The 15,468-nt window shown below is 64.6% G+C and carries 14 protein-coding genes and 1 pseudogene; 7 read left to right on the plus strand and 8 right to left on the minus strand.

Annotation, left to right across the window (positions count from 1 at the left end; all coding sequences use genetic code 11):
• Positions 1 to 98: 98 nt before the first annotated feature.
• Entirely contained in the window at positions 99 to 524 is a 426-nt protein-coding gene (locus tag YP76_RS17385) for a hypothetical protein (protein ID WP_046764843.1), read from the minus strand.
• Positions 525 to 623: 99 nt separating this feature from the next.
• Here YP76_RS17385 and YP76_RS17390 point away from each other — a divergent pair, with 99 nt between their 5' ends.
• From YP76_RS17390 to phoB, 7 genes are all read left to right on the plus strand, one after another.
• Positions 624 to 1,877: an ATP-binding protein gene (locus YP76_RS17390; protein WP_046764844.1), complete on the plus strand. Its 1,254-nt coding sequence runs from the start codon at positions 624 to 626 to the stop codon at positions 1,875 to 1,877.
• A gap of 154 nt (positions 1,878 to 2,031) precedes the next feature.
• Positions 2,032 to 3,087, plus strand: coding sequence for a substrate-binding domain-containing protein (locus YP76_RS17395; RefSeq protein WP_046764845.1), 1,056 nt, complete (start codon positions 2,032 to 2,034; stop codon positions 3,085 to 3,087).
• Positions 3,088 to 3,097: 10 nt separating this feature from the next.
• Positions 3,098 to 4,492, plus strand: a complete 1,395-nt coding sequence (pstC, locus tag YP76_RS17400; protein WP_046764846.1) for a phosphate ABC transporter permease subunit PstC — start codon at positions 3,098 to 3,100, stop codon at positions 4,490 to 4,492.
• Positions 4,489 to 5,733, plus strand: a complete 1,245-nt coding sequence (gene pstA, locus YP76_RS17405) for a phosphate ABC transporter permease PstA (protein WP_046764847.1) — start codon at positions 4,489 to 4,491, stop codon at positions 5,731 to 5,733. Before pstC ends, pstA begins: the two co-directional genes overlap by 4 nt.
• 5 nt (positions 5,734 to 5,738) lie before the next feature.
• Complete coding sequence (pstB, locus tag YP76_RS17410; protein ID WP_198147519.1) at positions 5,739 to 6,539, plus strand: phosphate ABC transporter ATP-binding protein PstB; 801 nt, start codon at positions 5,739 to 5,741, stop codon at positions 6,537 to 6,539.
• A 22-nt stretch (positions 6,540 to 6,561) separates the two neighbouring features.
• Positions 6,562 to 7,254, plus strand: coding sequence for a phosphate signaling complex protein PhoU (gene phoU, locus YP76_RS17415; RefSeq protein WP_046764848.1), 693 nt, complete (start codon positions 6,562 to 6,564; stop codon positions 7,252 to 7,254).
• A gap of 2 nt (positions 7,255 to 7,256) precedes the next feature.
• On the plus strand, positions 7,257 to 7,958 hold the full coding sequence (phoB, locus tag YP76_RS17420) for a phosphate regulon transcriptional regulator PhoB (protein WP_046764849.1): 702 nt from the start codon (positions 7,257 to 7,259) through the stop codon (positions 7,956 to 7,958).
• A 177-nt stretch (positions 7,959 to 8,135) separates the two neighbouring features.
• Here the strand turns inward: phoB and rpmE are convergent, their stop codons facing one another.
• The 7 genes and pseudogenes from rpmE to YP76_RS17455 all read right to left on the minus strand — a co-directional run bounded on the left by rpmE (position 8,136) and on the right by YP76_RS17455 (position 15,463).
• Positions 8,136 to 8,360 (minus strand): 50S ribosomal protein L31, encoded by a 225-nt coding sequence (gene rpmE, locus YP76_RS17425; protein ID WP_007687040.1) that lies wholly within the window; start codon positions 8,358 to 8,360, stop codon positions 8,136 to 8,138.
• 124 nt (positions 8,361 to 8,484) lie between these two features.
• Positions 8,485 to 8,966 (minus strand): annotated as a pseudogene (gene fabZ / locus YP76_RS17430) (3-hydroxyacyl-ACP dehydratase FabZ).
• A gap of 7 nt (positions 8,967 to 8,973) precedes the next feature.
• Positions 8,974 to 9,630 (minus strand): OmpH family outer membrane protein, encoded by a 657-nt coding sequence (locus tag YP76_RS17435; protein ID WP_046764850.1) that lies wholly within the window; start codon positions 9,628 to 9,630, stop codon positions 8,974 to 8,976.
• Positions 9,630 to 12,287: an outer membrane protein assembly factor BamA gene (gene bamA, locus YP76_RS17440; RefSeq protein WP_046764851.1), complete on the minus strand. Its 2,658-nt coding sequence runs from the start codon at positions 12,285 to 12,287 to the stop codon at positions 9,630 to 9,632. The genes YP76_RS17435 and bamA overlap by 1 nt, the downstream gene beginning before the upstream one ends.
• A 112-nt stretch (positions 12,288 to 12,399) precedes the next feature.
• On the minus strand, positions 12,400 to 13,533 hold the full coding sequence (gene rseP / locus YP76_RS17445; RefSeq protein ID WP_046764852.1) for an RIP metalloprotease RseP: 1,134 nt from the start codon (positions 13,531 to 13,533) through the stop codon (positions 12,400 to 12,402).
• A complete protein-coding gene (locus tag YP76_RS17450; RefSeq protein WP_046764853.1) occupies positions 13,530 to 14,687 on the minus strand; it encodes a 1-deoxy-D-xylulose-5-phosphate reductoisomerase in 1,158 nt (385 codons plus the stop codon). Before YP76_RS17450 ends, rseP begins: the two co-directional genes overlap by 4 nt.
• Positions 14,684 to 15,463: a phosphatidate cytidylyltransferase gene (locus tag YP76_RS17455; RefSeq protein ID WP_046764854.1), complete on the minus strand. Its 780-nt coding sequence runs from the start codon at positions 15,461 to 15,463 to the stop codon at positions 14,684 to 14,686. The genes YP76_RS17450 and YP76_RS17455 overlap by 4 nt, the downstream gene beginning before the upstream one ends.
• Positions 15,464 to 15,468: the final 5 nt, after the last annotated feature.

Genomic DNA, 15,468 nt, shown 5'->3' on the forward strand with positions numbered 1-15,468 from the left:
TGAACTCACGACGCCGTCAACGCAGGCATTCCGTAAAAGTTCGTTGGCCGTAAAAGTTCGCTGGCCTTAAAAATTCCGCCGGGGAATCGCGCCGTCGTTCAGCGCGGCATTTGCAACGATGCGTAGCAGGTAAAGCCGCTCGTCCCGGACTGGAGGCGGCGGATATAGTTCAGATAGGCCTGATTCTGTTCATAGCCCGTGCCCGGCAAACGACCGCCGCGCATCGCCTGTTTCACCTGCTCACCCGTATAACCCCGTCCGGCTCCGGGGAAAGCACCCTGCGTGCCCGCCGGCACGACCTGCCCATTGGGCGCGATATAATTGCCCGAACGACCCTGGTCCGGCACCGGGATCGTGCAGTTGAGCACCGAAGCGGCCGTATTCGCCAGCGCCGGGCGGATCGAGACGATGGCCGAAGCCGCCACCGCCCCACCCATCAGCAACTGGCGGCGCGAAGGCGCGGGCAGGTCAAGCCCGTCTTCGTCCGGCTCCGGATTGTCCTGATGAGGCAGTGACTCGCTCATGTCATACTGATCCGCTATCGCGCTTGCCAAAATGTAAAAATTGCACGCTATTGCGACAGCCTTTTGCAGCAAATGCGCCGAATATCCAGCGTGGTAACCATGAATCGCCTCAACAGCTCCCAAATCACCGCTTCCCTGGCGGTCCTCCTGCTGGCGACAGGGGGCGCGCTGATGATCGGTGCGGGGCCGATCGAGATCATCCTGCCCGTGCTGGCGGGGCTGGTGGTGCTCGTCATCGCGGCGGGGGGGCAGGACCGGCCGGACGAAATACCCGCGGCGGTCGCGGAAATGCCGGACATTATCGCCCACCCCGATGCCCGCGGCCTGCTGGAGGGCATATCCGATCCGCTGATGCTGATCGAGCGCGGACGGATCATCTGCGCCAATCGTGCGGCGCAACGCCTGCTGGGTGCGCATATCGAGGGGGAGGACGCGCGGATCGCCATCCGCCACCCCGCCGCCGCCGAACGGCTTGCCAGCCTGGCGCCGATGGCGGAGCCGGTGATGGTCGAACTGGTGGGCCTGGGCAGTCGCGAACAGCGCTGGCAGATGCGGATCGCACCGGTCGGGGAACCTGAGCAGGTCAGGCGGCTGGTCCATCTGGCCGATCATAGCGGCGCCCATGCGGCCGAGAAGATGCGCGTCGATTTCGTCGCCAATGCAAGCCACGAACTGCGCACGCCGCTGGCCGGGATATTGGGCTTCATCGAGACGCTGGCCGACCCGGAACTGGGCCGGGACGAGGAGACCCGCCAGCGCTTCCTGAAGATCATGGACGGCGAGGCCCGGCGGATGCAGCGGCTGATCGACGACCTCATCTCCCTCTCCCGCATCGAAGCGGAGAAATATCGCGCGCCCGACAGCGCCGTCGACCTGTCCGGCCTCGTGGCCGAGGTGGTCGGCGTGTTCCGCACCAGCCATGGCGAACGCGGCCGCGAGGTCCAGATGGAGATCGCGCCCGACCTGCCCGACGTGCAGGGCGACCGGGCGCAACTGTCGCAACTGCTGCACAATCTGATCGGCAATTCGGTCAAATATGGCCGCGCCGGAACGCCGATCCGCGTCGCGCTGGCGGACGGGCCCAGCGGCATGCTGCGCCTTTGCGTCGCGGACGAGGGCGAAGGCATCGGCCCCGATCATCTGCCACGCCTGACCGAGCGTTTCTATCGCGTCGATTCCGGGCGCAGCCGCGCGGTGGGCGGTACGGGCCTGGGTCTCGCCATCGTCAAGCATATAGTGGAGCGGCATCGCGGGCGGCTCGACATCGCCAGCGTGTTGGGCAAGGGCACCACCATCACCATCCTGCTGCCCCGCATGGTCGTCGAAGAAAAAGCCGTGGCGGCAAGGGCTTGATGAAAAATATAGGACGCCGGATCGCGCTTCCGGCGCCATTGTCATAAAAGTGCAATCCGATTGTCACAAAGGCGCGACGTACCGCGGCTACGGCGCATGCCCAGAGGGGGGCAGCGAGAAGCGAATCGCGGCCTTTGGACGAAGGAGATTACCCGTGAAGCGTATCGCACTGCTCGCCGCGACCACTGCGGCTGCACTTACCCTCGCTGGCTGCGGCCAGCAGTCCGGCGGCGCGGCCGGCGGCACGCGCGACCAGATCCGCGCGGTCGGTTCCTCGACCGTCTATCCCTTCGCCACCGCGATCGCGGAAATGTTCGTTCAGGGCAATGCCGGCATGAAGTCGCCGATCATCGAATCGACCGGCACCGGCGGCGGCATGAAGCTGTTCTGCGCGGGCGTCGGCGCCCAGCATCCCGATATCGCGGACGCATCGCGCCGGATGAAGAAGAAGGAATATGAGGACTGCCAGAAGAATGGCGTCAAGGACATCGTCGAAATCCAGATCGGCGTCGACGGCCTGGCCTTTGCAGAATCGAACAAGGGTCCCGGCTTCAAGCTGACGCCCAAGATCGTCTATGAGGCGCTGGCCGCCAACCCCTATGGCAAGGGTCCGAACAAGGCCCAGACCTGGAAGGATGTCGACCCCAGCCTGCCCGCCACCGCCATCAGCGTCTTCGGCCCGCCGTCCACCAGCGGCACGCGCGACTCGCTCGCCGAACTGATCCTGACCAAGGGCTGCGAGACCGATCCGGCGATGGAAGCGCTCAAGAAGAAGAGCGAGGACGAGTTCAAGGCGACCTGCACCCGCATCCGCGAGGACGGCAAATATGTCGACTCGGGCGAGAACGACAATCTGATCGTCCAGAAGCTGGCCGCCAACCCCAATGCGCTGGGCGTGTTCGGCTTCAGCTATCTGGAAGAGAATAAGGACACGCTGAAGGACGTACCGATCAACGGCGTCGAGGCGAGCTATGAAACCGTGTCGACCGGCACCTATCCGGGTGCCCGTCCGCTCTACATCTACGTCAAGAAGGCGCATATGCAGGCGATCCCCGGTCTTCAGGCCTATCTCAACACCTTCGCGGCGAACTGGGACCCCAATGGCGCGCTGACGAAGCGCGGCATGGTCGCGGCGCCCGAAGCCGTCCGCAAGGCCAGCGCCGAAGCGGTCAAGTCGCTGCCCGTCCTCGACGGTTCGCAGCTCAAGTAAGACGGGAAATATGACAGGTCCTGCAATCCTCCTGCTGCTGGCAGGCCTTGGCGCCATCGCCTGGGTCAGCGCCCGCGCCCGTGCGATGCGGCTGCAAACCGCCGCGCGGGCTTCGGGCCGCCGCGATGCCGTGCATAGCCTGCCGGGCTATCATGGCTGGTATGTCGCGCTCTGGACGCTGGTGCCCGCCGGCATCTTCCTGGCGGTCTGGGCGAATGTCGCGCCCGGCCTCGTCATGCAGGACGTGCTGAGCAGCCCGGCAGCGCAGAGCCTGCCCGCCGACGATTTCTCGCGCTCGGCCGTTCTGGGCGAGGCGCGGGCGATTGCGACGGGGAACCAGGCGGGGGCGTTCAACCCGCTCTCGCAGGGCCTTGTCGAACCCTATAAGGACGCCATCGGCAAATATGGCATAGCGGGCGCAGCCCTTGCGCTGGTGCTGGCCTTTGCCGGTGGCGCCTATGCCTTCACCCGCGTCCGCCCCGATTTCCGGGCGCGCACGCGGGTCGAACGGCTGGTGATGGCGACGTTGCTGATCGCATCGCTGCTCGCGATCATCACGACCTTGGGCATCGTCGCCTCGCTGCTGTGGGAAAGCTTCCGCTTCTTCTCCATGGTCAGCCCCGTGGATTTCCTGTTCGGCGTGAAGTGGAGCCCTCAGTCGGCAGCGCTCGGCTATGGCAATGACGATGCCTTCGGCGCCGTGCCGCTCTTCTGGGGCACGATCTTCATCGGCGCGATCATCGCCATGGTCGTCGCCATCCCGCTCGGCCTGATGAGCGCCATCTACCTGACGCAATATGCCAGCCCGACCGTGCGCAAGTGGATGAAGCCCACGCTGGAGATGCTGGCGGGCGTGCCGACGGTGGTCTACGGCTATTTCGCGGCGCTCACCATCGCCCCTGCCCTGCGCGACTTCGCGGTGAAGATCGGCATCCATGGCGCTTCCTCCGAAAGCGCGCTGGCGGCGGGTCTGGTGATGGGCGTGATGATCATCCCCTTCGTCTCCTCCATGGCCGACGACAGCATCGCCGCCGTGCCGCAGTCGATGCGCGACGGCAGCCTGGCCATGGGCGCCACCACCAGCGAGACGATCCGTCGCGTGCTGATCCCCGCGGCCCTGCCCGGCGTGGTCGGCGGCGTGCTGCTGGCGGTCAGCCGTGCCATCGGTGAGACGATGATCGTGGTGATGGCGGCGGGTCTGGCCGCCAACCTCACCCTCAACCCCTTTGCCAGCGTGACGACGGTGACGACGCAGATCGTCCAGTTGCTGACCGGCGACCAGGAATTCGACAGCGCCAAGACGCTGGCGGCCTTTGCCCTGGGGCTGGTACTGTTCATCGTCACGCTGCTGCTCAACATCGTGGCCCTGCGGGTCGTGAAGAAATATCGCGAGGCTTACGAATGACCGCGACACGCAACCCCACCGACTGGAGGTCGGACGCGATGCGCAGGCGGATCGCCCGGCGCTACGCCGCCGAGCGTCGGTTCAAGCTGGCAGGACTCCTCGCCGTGCTGCTGTCGGCGGCTTTCCTGGCCTTCCTGCTCGTCACCATGATGGGCAACGGCCTGCGCGGCTTCACCCGGACGGAAATCGCGGTGAAGGTGGACTTCCCCGCCTCCCCGCTCCTGCTCGATCCCAACGCGATCACCGATCAGGCGCTGGCCAACGCCAATCTGCCGATGGTGACGGGCGAGGTCGTGAAGAAGGCACTCGGCGCGGATGCCGAGGAGTGGGTGTCCCCCACCGCCTGGACCGCGCTGCGCGATGCGATCAAGGCCGATCCGAAGATTCTCTCGCGCACCGAAACGGTCAGGCTGCCCGCCTCGACCGCCATCGACCTCGCCGCCAAGGGCAAGGGTTCCTCCGAAGCCGAAGCGGCGGTCGATCGCCTGAACAAGGCCGGCGTGCTGTCGACCGGCTTCAACATGGGCTTCCTCACGGCCAGCGACGGCACCGATCCGACGCAGGTCGGCATCTGGGGCGCGTTCAAGGGATCGTTGCTGACGATGCTGGTGACGCTGGCGCTCAGCTTCCCGGTGGGGGTCGCGACCGCCGTCTATCTGGAGGAATATGCGCGCAAGAACTGGATGACCGACATCATCGAAGTGTCGATCAACAATCTCGCCGCCGTCCCTTCCATCATCTTCGGTCTGCTCGGCCTGTCGATCTTCCTCAATGTCCTGCACCTGCCCCGTTCGGCCTCGCTGGTCGGCGGCATGACGCTGGCGCTGATGACCATGCCGGTCATCGTCATCGCGGGCCGCAACGCCATCAAGTCGGTGCCGCCCAGCATCCGCGACGCCGCGCTCGGCATCGGGGCGTCCCCCGTGCAGGTGGTGTTCCACCATGTGCTGCCGCTGGCCCTGCCCGGCATCCTCACCGGCACCATCATCGGCATGGCCCGCGCCCTGGGTGAGACGGCGCCGCTGCTGATGATCGGCATGCGCGCCTTCATCGCCACGCCGCCGGGCGGGATCGTCGATCCGGCGACCGTGCTGCCGGTACAGATCTTCCTCTGGTCCGACGAAGTGTCCAAGGGCTTCGTCGAGAAAACCTCCGCCGCCATCATCGTCCTGCTGATCTTCCTGCTCGCGATGAACGGCCTCGCCATCTACCTGCGCAACAAGTTCGAAAGGCGGTGGTAACCGCGATGACTGCGATGATCCAAAATCAGGAAAGCATGACGCCCGCCGTCGAAACCAAGATGACCGCGCGCGACGTCAAGGTCTTCTACGGTGAGAAACAAGCGATCAAGGGCGTGTCGATCGACGTCGACATGGACAATGTGACCGCCTTCATCGGCCCGTCGGGCTGCGGCAAGTCGACCTTCCTGCGAACGCTGAACCGCATGAACGATACTGTGGCGAGCGCTCGCGTCGAGGGCACGATCACGCTGGACGGCGAGGATATCTACGCCCCCAGCATGGACGTGGTGCAACTGCGCGCCCGCGTCGGCATGGTGTTCCAGAAGCCCAATCCCTTCCCCAAGTCGATCTACGAGAATATCGCCTATGGCCCGCGCATCCATGGCCTCGCCCATGGCAAGGCGGACCTCGACGTCATCGTCGAAAAGTCGCTGCGCCGCGCAGGCCTGTGGGACGAGGTGAAGGACCGGCTGCACGACAGCGGCACCGCCCTTTCGGGCGGCCAGCAGCAACGCCTGTGCATCGGCCGCGCGATCGCCGTGGAACCGGAAGTGATCCTGATGGACGAGCCCTGCTCGGCGCTGGATCCCATCGCGACCGCCAAGATCGAGGAGCTGATCCACGAGCTGCGTGGCCGCTACGCCATCGTGATCGTCACCCACAATATGCAGCAGGCCGCCCGTGTGTCGCAGCGGACCGCCTTTTTCCATCTGGGCGAGCTGGTCGAATATGGCGTGACATCCGACATCTTCACCAATCCGAAGGCGGAACGGACGAAGGATTACATCACCGGACGCTACGGCTGATCCGGGGCAAGAGAGACAAGACATGGCAGAACATACGATCAAGGCGTTCGACCAGGAAATGGACAAGCTGCGCGGGCTGATCGCCGAAATGGGCGGTCGCGCGGAATCGGCGATCGAAAAGGCGATGCTGGCGCTGCAACGCCATGACAAGGTGATGGCGGCGGACGTCGTGGCCGAGGACAAGCGCATCGACGCGATCGAGGCGGAGGTCGAGAAGCTCGCGATCGAGATCATCGCGCTTCGCGCCCCGATGGCCAACGATCTGCGCGACGTGATCGCCGCGCTCAAGATCGTCGGCGTGGTGGAGCGGATCGGGGATTATGCGAAGAACATCGCCAAGCGCGTGCCGCTGATCGCCGCCAACCAACGCACGCAGGAGCCGATCGCGCTTCTTCCTTCGATGGGCCAGGTCGCGGGCGAGATGGTGCAGGATGCGCTGAACGCCTTTGCCGCGCGCGATGCGGATCTGGCCGTCGCAGTGATCGAGCGCGATACGGTGGTGGACGATTTCTACAACAGCGTCTTCCGCACGCTGGTCACCTTCATGGTCGAAAATCCCAAGACGATCAGCGAATGCGCGCACCTGCTGTTCATCGCCAAGAATATCGAGCGCATCGGCGACCATGCCACCAACGTGGCGGAGATGGTCTATTACGCGGCCACGGGCCAGACCCTGCCTGACCGCGAACGCGGCGGCGCACAAGCGGAGGACTGAGCATGGCGCGGGCCAAGATGCTTCTGGTCGAGGATGACGCGGCGCTGGCCGAATTGCTCATCTGGCATTTCAAGCGCGAGGATTTCGAAGTTTCACACACCGTCGATGGTGAAGAGGCATTGCTGCTGGCACAGGAGAATGTGCCGGACATCGTGCTGCTCGACTGGATGGTGGAGAGCCTTTCCGGCATCGAGGTGTGTCGCCGCCTGCGCCGCATGAACGGCACGGCGAACGTGCCGATCATCATGCTGACCGCGCGAGGCGAGGAAGAGGACCGCGTGCGCGGTCTGGAGACCGGCGCCGACGATTATGTGACCAAGCCCTTCTCCCCCCGCGAACTGGTGGCGCGCGTCGGCGCGGTGCTGCGGCGCGTGCGGCCGGCGCTGGCGGGGGAAACGCTGACCTTCTCGGATGTCGAGATGGACACGGTCGGCCACAAGGTTCGCCGGGGCGGTCAGGTGATCCCGCTCGGGCCGACGGAATTCCGGTTGCTCAAGCATTTCCTGGAGCATCCCGGTTGGGTCTTCTCACGCGAGCGATTGCTGGACAGCGTGTGGGGGCAGGACAGCGATATCGAACTGCGCACTGTCGACGTGCATATCCGCCGGCTGCGCAAGGCGATCAATGCGGACGGGCGCTATCACGACATCATCCGCACGGTACGTTCGGCGGGCTATGCGCTGGATACCGACGGGGTAGCATAAGATTTCTGCCGACGGCCGGCTCTGGGGCGGAGACCGATCTGCTCCTGACCGTCACCCCCACATGATCCGGGACCGCTGCCTTTTCAGATTACAAGCCCGCGAAACCCGTGATCCCATCCAGACCAACAAAAAGGGCGCCGGAAGGCGCCCTTTCCATATCGTCCCAGAGGGAAGCGATTACTTCTTCAGCGTCAGGCCGCCGAAACGCTTGTTGAAGCGTGCCACCTGGCCGCCCTGCTCAAGCTGGCGGGTGCCGCCCGTCCAGGCCGGGTGCGACTTGGGGTCGATGTCGAGCGCCAGCGTATCGCCTTCCTTGCCCCAGGTCGAACGGGTGCGGAAGGTGGTGCCGTCGGTCATCTGGACGGTGATGAAGTGGTAATCGGGATGCGTATCGGCCTTCATGGGTGTGCTCCGTCTAGGGGCCGGTTTCCGACCGGCCATGGATGCGAAAAACAAGCGAAGGCGCGCGGTTACATGGGTTCTCGCGCAAAAGCAAGGGGAGAAGCCAGCCCCTCCCCTCTGATCCTCAATCCTTCGGCGGATCGGCGATCATCGCGACGAAATTGGCCTCTGCATGGACCTTTCCGTCGATCGTCGCCTTGCCGCTGAACTTGCAGACGGCGCCGCGCATCTGCACGACCTCCACATGCAGGTCGAGCAGGCAGCCCGGCTCGACCGGGTTGCGGAACTTCACCGCGTCGATGCTCATGAAATAGACGAGCTTGCCCGACCCGCGAGGTTCAGCGACTGGACGGTGAGTACGCCCGCAGCCTGCGCCATCGCCTCCACGATCAGCACGCCCGGCATGATCGGACGGCCGGGGAAATGGCCCTGGAAGAAAGGCTCGTTGATCGACACCGCCTTGATCGCGTGGATCGATGTGTTGGGCACGATCGAAACCACGCGGTCGACCAGCAGCATCGGGTAACGGTGCGGCAGCGACGCCATGACCCCGCGAATATCGAAGGGGCCGATGACGTCGGCAACCGTAACAACCTGATCCGTCATCGAGCGATCAGCGCGACGTCGGCTGCTGCGACGGGTTGGCGGGCGCGGCGGCCGGGGCAGCGGCCTGACCCTGACGGCCCGGCTGCCAGCCGGCCGGCGGCGTGATGCCGACGCTGGGCACCAGTGCGTTGAGCTGGGTCACGACCGACTGGGTGATGTCGACGGTCGGCTGGTAGGAGACGGTCGCGTCGGGCGACAGGATCAGGTCGACCTTCGCCTGGGTCATGGCAGCCTTGAGCGCGTCGGACAGCTTGGCCGAAATCTGTTCCTCGACATAGGCGTTGGCGAGCGCGATCGGCTGGCCCAGGCGCTGCAATTCGGCCTGACCGTCCTGACCGGCCTTCTGATAGGCTTCATACTGGGTCTGGATCGCCGGGGTCGGCTTGTTGCCGGCCGCCTTCATCGCGGCTTCCAGGGCGGTGCCCTTCGCCTTGAGGTCGGCGTCGATGGCGTTCTTGCGCGCGGTGAAGCTGTCGATCTGCGCCTTGTAGGTGGTCTGGATCTGGGTGCGCGCGGTCGAATAGGCGGCGCTGGTGGCCACGGCGCGCTGTAGGTCGACGACGGCGATGCCGGTCTTCGACTGGGCGGCGGCCGGAACGCTGGTCAGCGCCACGGCGGTCATCGGCGCGAGAACGAGCGCGGCAGCCTTGAAAATCGTCTTCATCAGAATTGAGTCCCTACGTTGAAGGTGATGAGTTTGGTGTCGTCCCCTGGTTCCTTGAGCAGGGCCTTGGCGATGTCGATGCGGAACGGGCCGAAGGGCGAGTTCCAGTTGACGCCAAAGCCGACGGACACGCGCGGTTTCAGCGTGTCGCCCAGATATTCTTCTTCAAACGGCCCGATGATCAGCGTGTGCGTGTTCTGCGTCGGGTCTGTGATATTGTCTCCGGGGCAGACACCATCGCTCACCGCGGGCGTACGCTGGCCGGTCGAGATATTGGAACATACGCCCGGCGAATGGCCGGTCACCTTGGGGTTGCGCAGACCGGCAACGGCGCCAGCATCGAGGAAGACCGACGGACGCAGGCCCATTTCCCGGGCGCCCGAACCCAGCGGAATCTCCACTTCGGCGCGCGCCATATAATAGATGCGGCCACCCAGCGCGTCGTCGGAGACATTGCTGTTGCCCGACTGGCGGACATAAGTGCCGTTCGAATCCTTGGTCAGATACCAACGCTTCACGCGCGGGCCGACGCCGCGGATGTCGAAACCGCGAATCTGCGGTTCGCCCAGGAAGAAGCGATCGGTCAGGCGGATCGGATCGACCAGCTCGCCCGACGCATCCCGGCGATCCCCCTCCAGGCTGTGGATATAGCCGCCTTCGGCCGAAAGCGAGAAGATGAAGCCCTTGCCCAACGGCCAATATTTGGCCCCGTTGAGCCGCGTGCGCACATATTTGACGCTGCCGCCCAGGCCCGCAAAATCCTGGCTGAGAACGATGTTCTGCCCACGCGTCGGACGGATGCGGTTGTCGCGCGTATCATAGATCAGCGAATAGCCGAGCGACGAGGTCGTCCGCTTGCCGATCGCATCGCAAAGATAACGGCCGGCCAGCAACGGATCGCATTGGAGCCCTAGCGGGCCCGCGCCGTCCGGATCGGAATAATAGGTATTCTTGTCGAGCGTCACATCGTCCAGGTTCAGCGTATAGCGCAACGCCAGCGACATATATTCGGTGATCGGCACGCCCGCGCGGAGCTGGAACCCGGTGGTCGTCTGCTTATAGGTCGTGTCGCGGTCGTTATTGTTCAGATAACGGAAGCTGTTGAGGTCACGCCGATAGATGTCGCCGCCCAGCGCGATATTCTTGTCCATGAAATAGGGTTCGGTGAAACCCACTTCCACCGACTTGCTGTATGCCGAATAATTGACGCTGGTGCGCAGTTCCTGCCCCTTGCCGCGGAAGTTGCGCTGGGTGATCGACGCCGAGACGATGAAGCGTTCCAGCGAGGAGAAGCCGGCCGACAGCGACAGTTCGCCGGTCGATTTTTCCTGCACATTGGTTTCCAGCACGATCCGGTCGGGCGCGGAGCCCGGCTTCTGCTCGACGTCCAGCTTTTCCTGGAAGAAGCCGAGCGAATTGATGCGGTCCTTCGAACGTTTCACCAGGAAGCTGTTGAAGGCGTCGCCTTCCGCCAGACGGAATTCGCGGCGCACGACCTTGTCCTGCGTCAGCGTGTTGCCGTTGATGTCGACCCGCTCGACATAGACGCGCGGCGCGTTGGCGATGCGGAAATCGATCCCCATCGTCAGCGTGTCCTTGTCGCGGTTGAAGTCCGGCTGGACGTCCGCGAAGGCATAGCCGAACAGGCCTGCGGTCTCGCTCAGCGTGTCGACCGTGTCCTCGACCTGCTTGGCATTGTACCACTGCCCCTTCTTCATCGGCAGCATCTTGGTCAGCGAATCGCCCGACAGGTCGCGAATGTCGGATTCGACCTTCACATCGCCGAATTTGTAGCGCTGCCCTTCCTCGACCACATAGGTGATGATGAAGTCCTGCTTGTCCGGCGTCAGTTCGGCCACGGCCGAGATCACGCGGAAATCGGCATAGCCGTTGGTCAGGTAGAATTGGCGCAGCTTCTGCTGGTCATAGGCCAGGCGGTCGGGATCGTAGCTGGTGCCCGAGGAAAAGATGCGGAACCAGCGCGACTGTTTCGTCACCATCTGGCCGCGCAGTTCGCCGTCCTTGAACTTCTCGTTGCCGATGATGTTGATCTGGCGGACCTTGGACTTGGGGCCCTCGCTGATCTCGAAGACGATGTCGACGCGGTTCTGGTCGAGCTGCACCATCTTCGGTTCGACCGTCGCGGCGAAGCGGCCCTGGCGGCGATACAGTTCGATGATGCGGGCGACGTCGGCGCGCACTTTCGAGCGGGTATAGATCTGGCGCGGAGCCAGTTTTATTTCAGGACGTATCTTGTCTTCCTTGAGGCGCTTATTACCTTCAAGGACGATGCGGTTGATGACCGGGTTTTCCTTCACCTCGACGGTCAGCGCGCCATTGTCGTTGCGGATCTGGACGTCGGCGAACAGCTCCGTCTCGTAAAGGTCGCGCAACGCCTGGTCGAGCGATTCCTGGGTGAAGGTCTGGCCGACGCGCAGCTTGGTGTAGGACAGCACCGTGTCCGGCTCCAGACGCTGGATGCCGGTCACGGCGATATTGCGGATCGTTCCGGCCGTGGGCGTCGTCGCAGGGACGGGCGCAGGGGCAGGAGCCGGCGGGGCGTTTTGCGCCACAGCCGGAACCGCAGACATGCCCGCGATCATCGTGGTCGCCAACAGGGCCACGACGACCGGGCGGTGCCTGTTGCTGCTCTTCATCGCTGTCACCCGCTCCACCTTCTACCAAAAAGCAACATGTCGTTCACGCCGGACTCATTCCGTACACATCCGGAAAGACGGCGCCAAATCGCGTCCTCCTGCCCGATACGGCTCAGCCGATCAAGCCGGACAGACGATCCCAGAGACCGAAAGAGGATAAATCGTTGAATGTTACCAGCACCATCATCGCCAGCAGGACCGCCAGACCCGAGCGATAAGCCCATTCCTGCACCTGCGGGCTGACGGGCCGCCGCTGTATCGCCTCCACCCCGTAGAACAGCAGATGGCCGCCATCCAGCATGGGGATTGGCAAGAGATTGATGAATCCCAGATTAATCGAGATGAGGGCCATGAAGAAGACGAAGCTCTCCACCCCCAGCGTGGCCGCCTGACCCGAAACCTCCGCGATCTTGAGCGGCCCGCCCAATTCCTTGACCGACCGGCCGCCGCCGATGATCTGGCCCAGGGTTTCGACCATGGTGCGGATGATCTGACCCGTCCGCTCGATCGCGACGACCGGCGCGCGCAGCAGGCTCACCGGCTCGATCACCGGTTCGCCGGGCGCGATGCCAAGGCGGCCGATGCGGAACTTGTTGCCGAAGCCGTCATCCTCCTCGATCGCGCCGACCTTGCCCTGCTTTTCGAACAGCTTGCCCTTGCGGTCGATCATGATGGTGACAGGCTCGCCAGGGCGGATTTGCGCGAACAGGCGAATATCGTCGAAGGTCGCCATTTCCCGCCCGTTGAGCGAGACGATGCGATCGCCCGCGACGATGCCCGCCGCGGCAGCCGCGCTGCCTGCCTGCACCTGTCCCGCCACGGCGGGCGTGCGGCTCTCGCCATGGACGAAGGCGAAGGTCGCCAGGATCAGGATGGCGAAGAGGAAATTGATCGCCGGTCCCGCCGCGACGATCGCCGCCCGCTGCCACAACGGCTTGGCGGGGAAGCTCTGCGCCCGCTCGGCCGCCGGCATTTCCAGCCAGCGCGGATCGGTCTGGCTGGCGGCGTTCATGTCGCCCTTGAACCGCACATAGCCACCCAGCGGCAGCGCGCCCAAACGCCAGCGGGTGCCCCGCCTATCCACCCAGGCTGCGATTTCGGGGCCGAAGCCGATGGAAAAGGCCTCGGCCTTCACCCCGCACCAGCGGCCCACCAGATAGTGGCCCAGCTCATGCACGAAGACGAGCGGTCCGATGACTGCCACGAAAGCGAGTACAGTCAGCAGGAAACCGGGATTCTGGATCAAGCGGTCAATCTTTCCATCACTTGTGCGGCCATATTACGCGCCTGCGCGTCCGCTTCCAGCACATCGTCGATCTGGCGGGGCACAGGCGCGCTATAGCTGTTCAGGACATCCTCCACAATCATGGCGATATCAAGGAAGCCGATGGCGCCTTTAAGGAAGGCCGCGACCGCGACCTCATTGGCGGCGTTCAATATGGCGGGGGCCGCGCCGCCCGCCTGCGCCGCCTGCCGCGTCAGGCGCAGCGCCGGGAAGCGCTCCTCATCAGGCGCCTCGAAATCCAGACGGCCGATCCGGGCAAGATCGAGCGGCTGGCAGGGCGTCGCGATCCGCTCCGGCCAAGCGAGCGCGTGGGCGATCGGAATGCGCATGTCGGGCGAACCGAGCTGTGCCAAGGTGGAACGATCGCGAAATTCTACCATGCTATGGATGACCGACTGGGGATGGACGAGGATCTCGATCCGGTCGAGCCCGACCGGGAAGAGATGCGCCGCCTCGATCAGTTCCAGCCCCTTGTTCATCATCGTCGCGCTGTCGACGCTGATCTTCGCGCCCATCGACCAGTTGGGATGGGCGACCGCCTGCGCCGGGGTGATGCCACGCATCTCCTCCCGGCTGCGGGTGCGGAAAGGGCCGCCGCTGGCCGTCAGGGTGATCCTTGCCACATCGTCCAGACGGCTGCCCGCCAGGCACTGGAATATCGCATTATGCTCGCTGTCGACGGGCAGCAGCGTGGCGCCGGACGCGGCAACCGCGTCCATCATCAGCGCGCCCGCCGACACCAGCGATTCCTTGTTGGCAAGGGCAATGGTGCCGCCTGCCTTCAGCGCCGCCATGGTCGGGCGCAATCCCGCGCAACCGACGATCGCGGCCATGCTCCATTCCGCCCCGGCCTGCGCGGCATCGACCAGAGCGTCCTCGCCCGCCGCCGCCTCCACGCCGGAACCGCGCAGCGCGTCCTTCAAAGCCCGATAATGCGCTTCCTGACCGATGACGGCGATCTTCGCATTGCTTTGGCGCGCAGCGGCGGCGAGACCCGCCACATCGCTATGCGCGGTGAGCGCGACGACCCGATAGGCGTCGGGTTCGCGCTGGATCAGGTCCAGCGTCGACATGCCGACCGACCCGGTCGCACCAAAGATCGAAACCGTCTTCATGAGGACAACACCAGAAAGATATAGTAGATCGCCGCCAAGGGCGCTGCGGCGACCACGCCGTCCAGCCGGTCCATCACACCGCCATGTCCAGGGAGCAGCGTCCCGCTGTCCTTGACCCCGGCCCGGCGCTTCATCCAGCTTTCGAGCAGGTCGCCAAGCTGCGCGGCCACCGCGAGCAGACCACTAGCCGCCGCAAGCTGGACCGGCAATCCGACGAAATGATGGAGCAGGAACCCCACCGACAGCGCCGCCAATATGCCCCCGCCCAGGCCCGACCAGGTCTTGGACGGGCTGACATGCGGCGCCAGCTTTGGCCCGCCGATGGAGCGACCGGCAAAATAAGCGCCGATATCCGTCGCCCATACCAGTGCGAGCGCCCAGAAGGCCAGCAGCAGACCCCGAAGATCGGGCGCCTGTTCGCGCAGGAACAGCAGCGCCATCACCGGCACGACGATATAGGGCACGCCCAGCGCCAGCTTCACCGACCGTCCGACCAGCGCGACGAAGAAGAAGGCGGCCGTCATCAGTCCGAAGGCCAGCCACGACACCCCGGCCGCGACCGGACACAGGATCGCCAACGGCACCGATATGGCGAACATCGCCAGTTTACGGTTCTCCGGCGTCGCCCCGGTCAAATCGCCCCATTCACCCTGCATCAGCACGCCAGCGACGACCAACAGCAGCCAGAACAGGAATCCGCCGGCAAACAACGCGCCCAGCGCCACCGATATGAGGATGGCGCCAACCACTGCGCGGGTGCGAAGCTCACTCGACATGCGCG

This window comes from Sphingobium chungbukense (assembly GCF_001005725.1).
In the GTDB taxonomy this organism is placed as follows: Bacteria; Pseudomonadota; Alphaproteobacteria; order Sphingomonadales; family Sphingomonadaceae; genus Sphingobium; species Sphingobium chungbukense.

Bases quoted from the DNA above. Each gene is read 5' to 3' on its own strand.
- YP76_RS17385 (WP_046764843.1), bottom strand. From the start codon at position 524: ATGAGCGAGTCACTGCCTCATCAGGACAATCCGGAGCCGGACGAAGAC.
- YP76_RS17390 (WP_046764844.1), top strand. From the start codon at position 624: ATGAATCGCCTCAACAGCTCCCAAATCACCGCTTCCCTGGCGGTCCTC.
- pstC (WP_046764846.1), top strand. From the start codon at position 3,098: ATGACAGGTCCTGCAATCCTCCTGCTGCTGGCAGGCCTTGGCGCCATC.
- pstA (WP_046764847.1), top strand. From the start codon at position 4,489: ATGACCGCGACACGCAACCCCACCGACTGGAGGTCGGACGCGATGCGC.
- pstB (WP_198147519.1), top strand. From the start codon at position 5,739: ATGACTGCGATGATCCAAAATCAGGAAAGCATGACGCCCGCCGTCGAA.
- phoU (WP_046764848.1), top strand. From the start codon at position 6,562: ATGGCAGAACATACGATCAAGGCGTTCGACCAGGAAATGGACAAGCTG.
- phoB (WP_046764849.1), top strand. From the start codon at position 7,257: ATGGCGCGGGCCAAGATGCTTCTGGTCGAGGATGACGCGGCGCTGGCC.
- rpmE (WP_007687040.1), bottom strand. From the start codon at position 8,360: ATGAAGGCCGATACGCATCCCGATTACCACTTCATCACCGTCCAGATG.
- YP76_RS17435 (WP_046764850.1), bottom strand. From the start codon at position 9,630: ATGAAGACGATTTTCAAGGCTGCCGCGCTCGTTCTCGCGCCGATGACC.
- bamA (WP_046764851.1), bottom strand. From the start codon at position 12,287: ATGAAGAGCAGCAACAGGCACCGCCCGGTCGTCGTGGCCCTGTTGGCG.
- YP76_RS17450 (WP_046764853.1), bottom strand. From the start codon at position 14,687: ATGAAGACGGTTTCGATCTTTGGTGCGACCGGGTCGGTCGGCATGTCG.
- YP76_RS17455 (WP_046764854.1), bottom strand. From the start codon at position 15,463: ATGTCGAGTGAGCTTCGCACCCGCGCAGTGGTTGGCGCCATCCTCATA.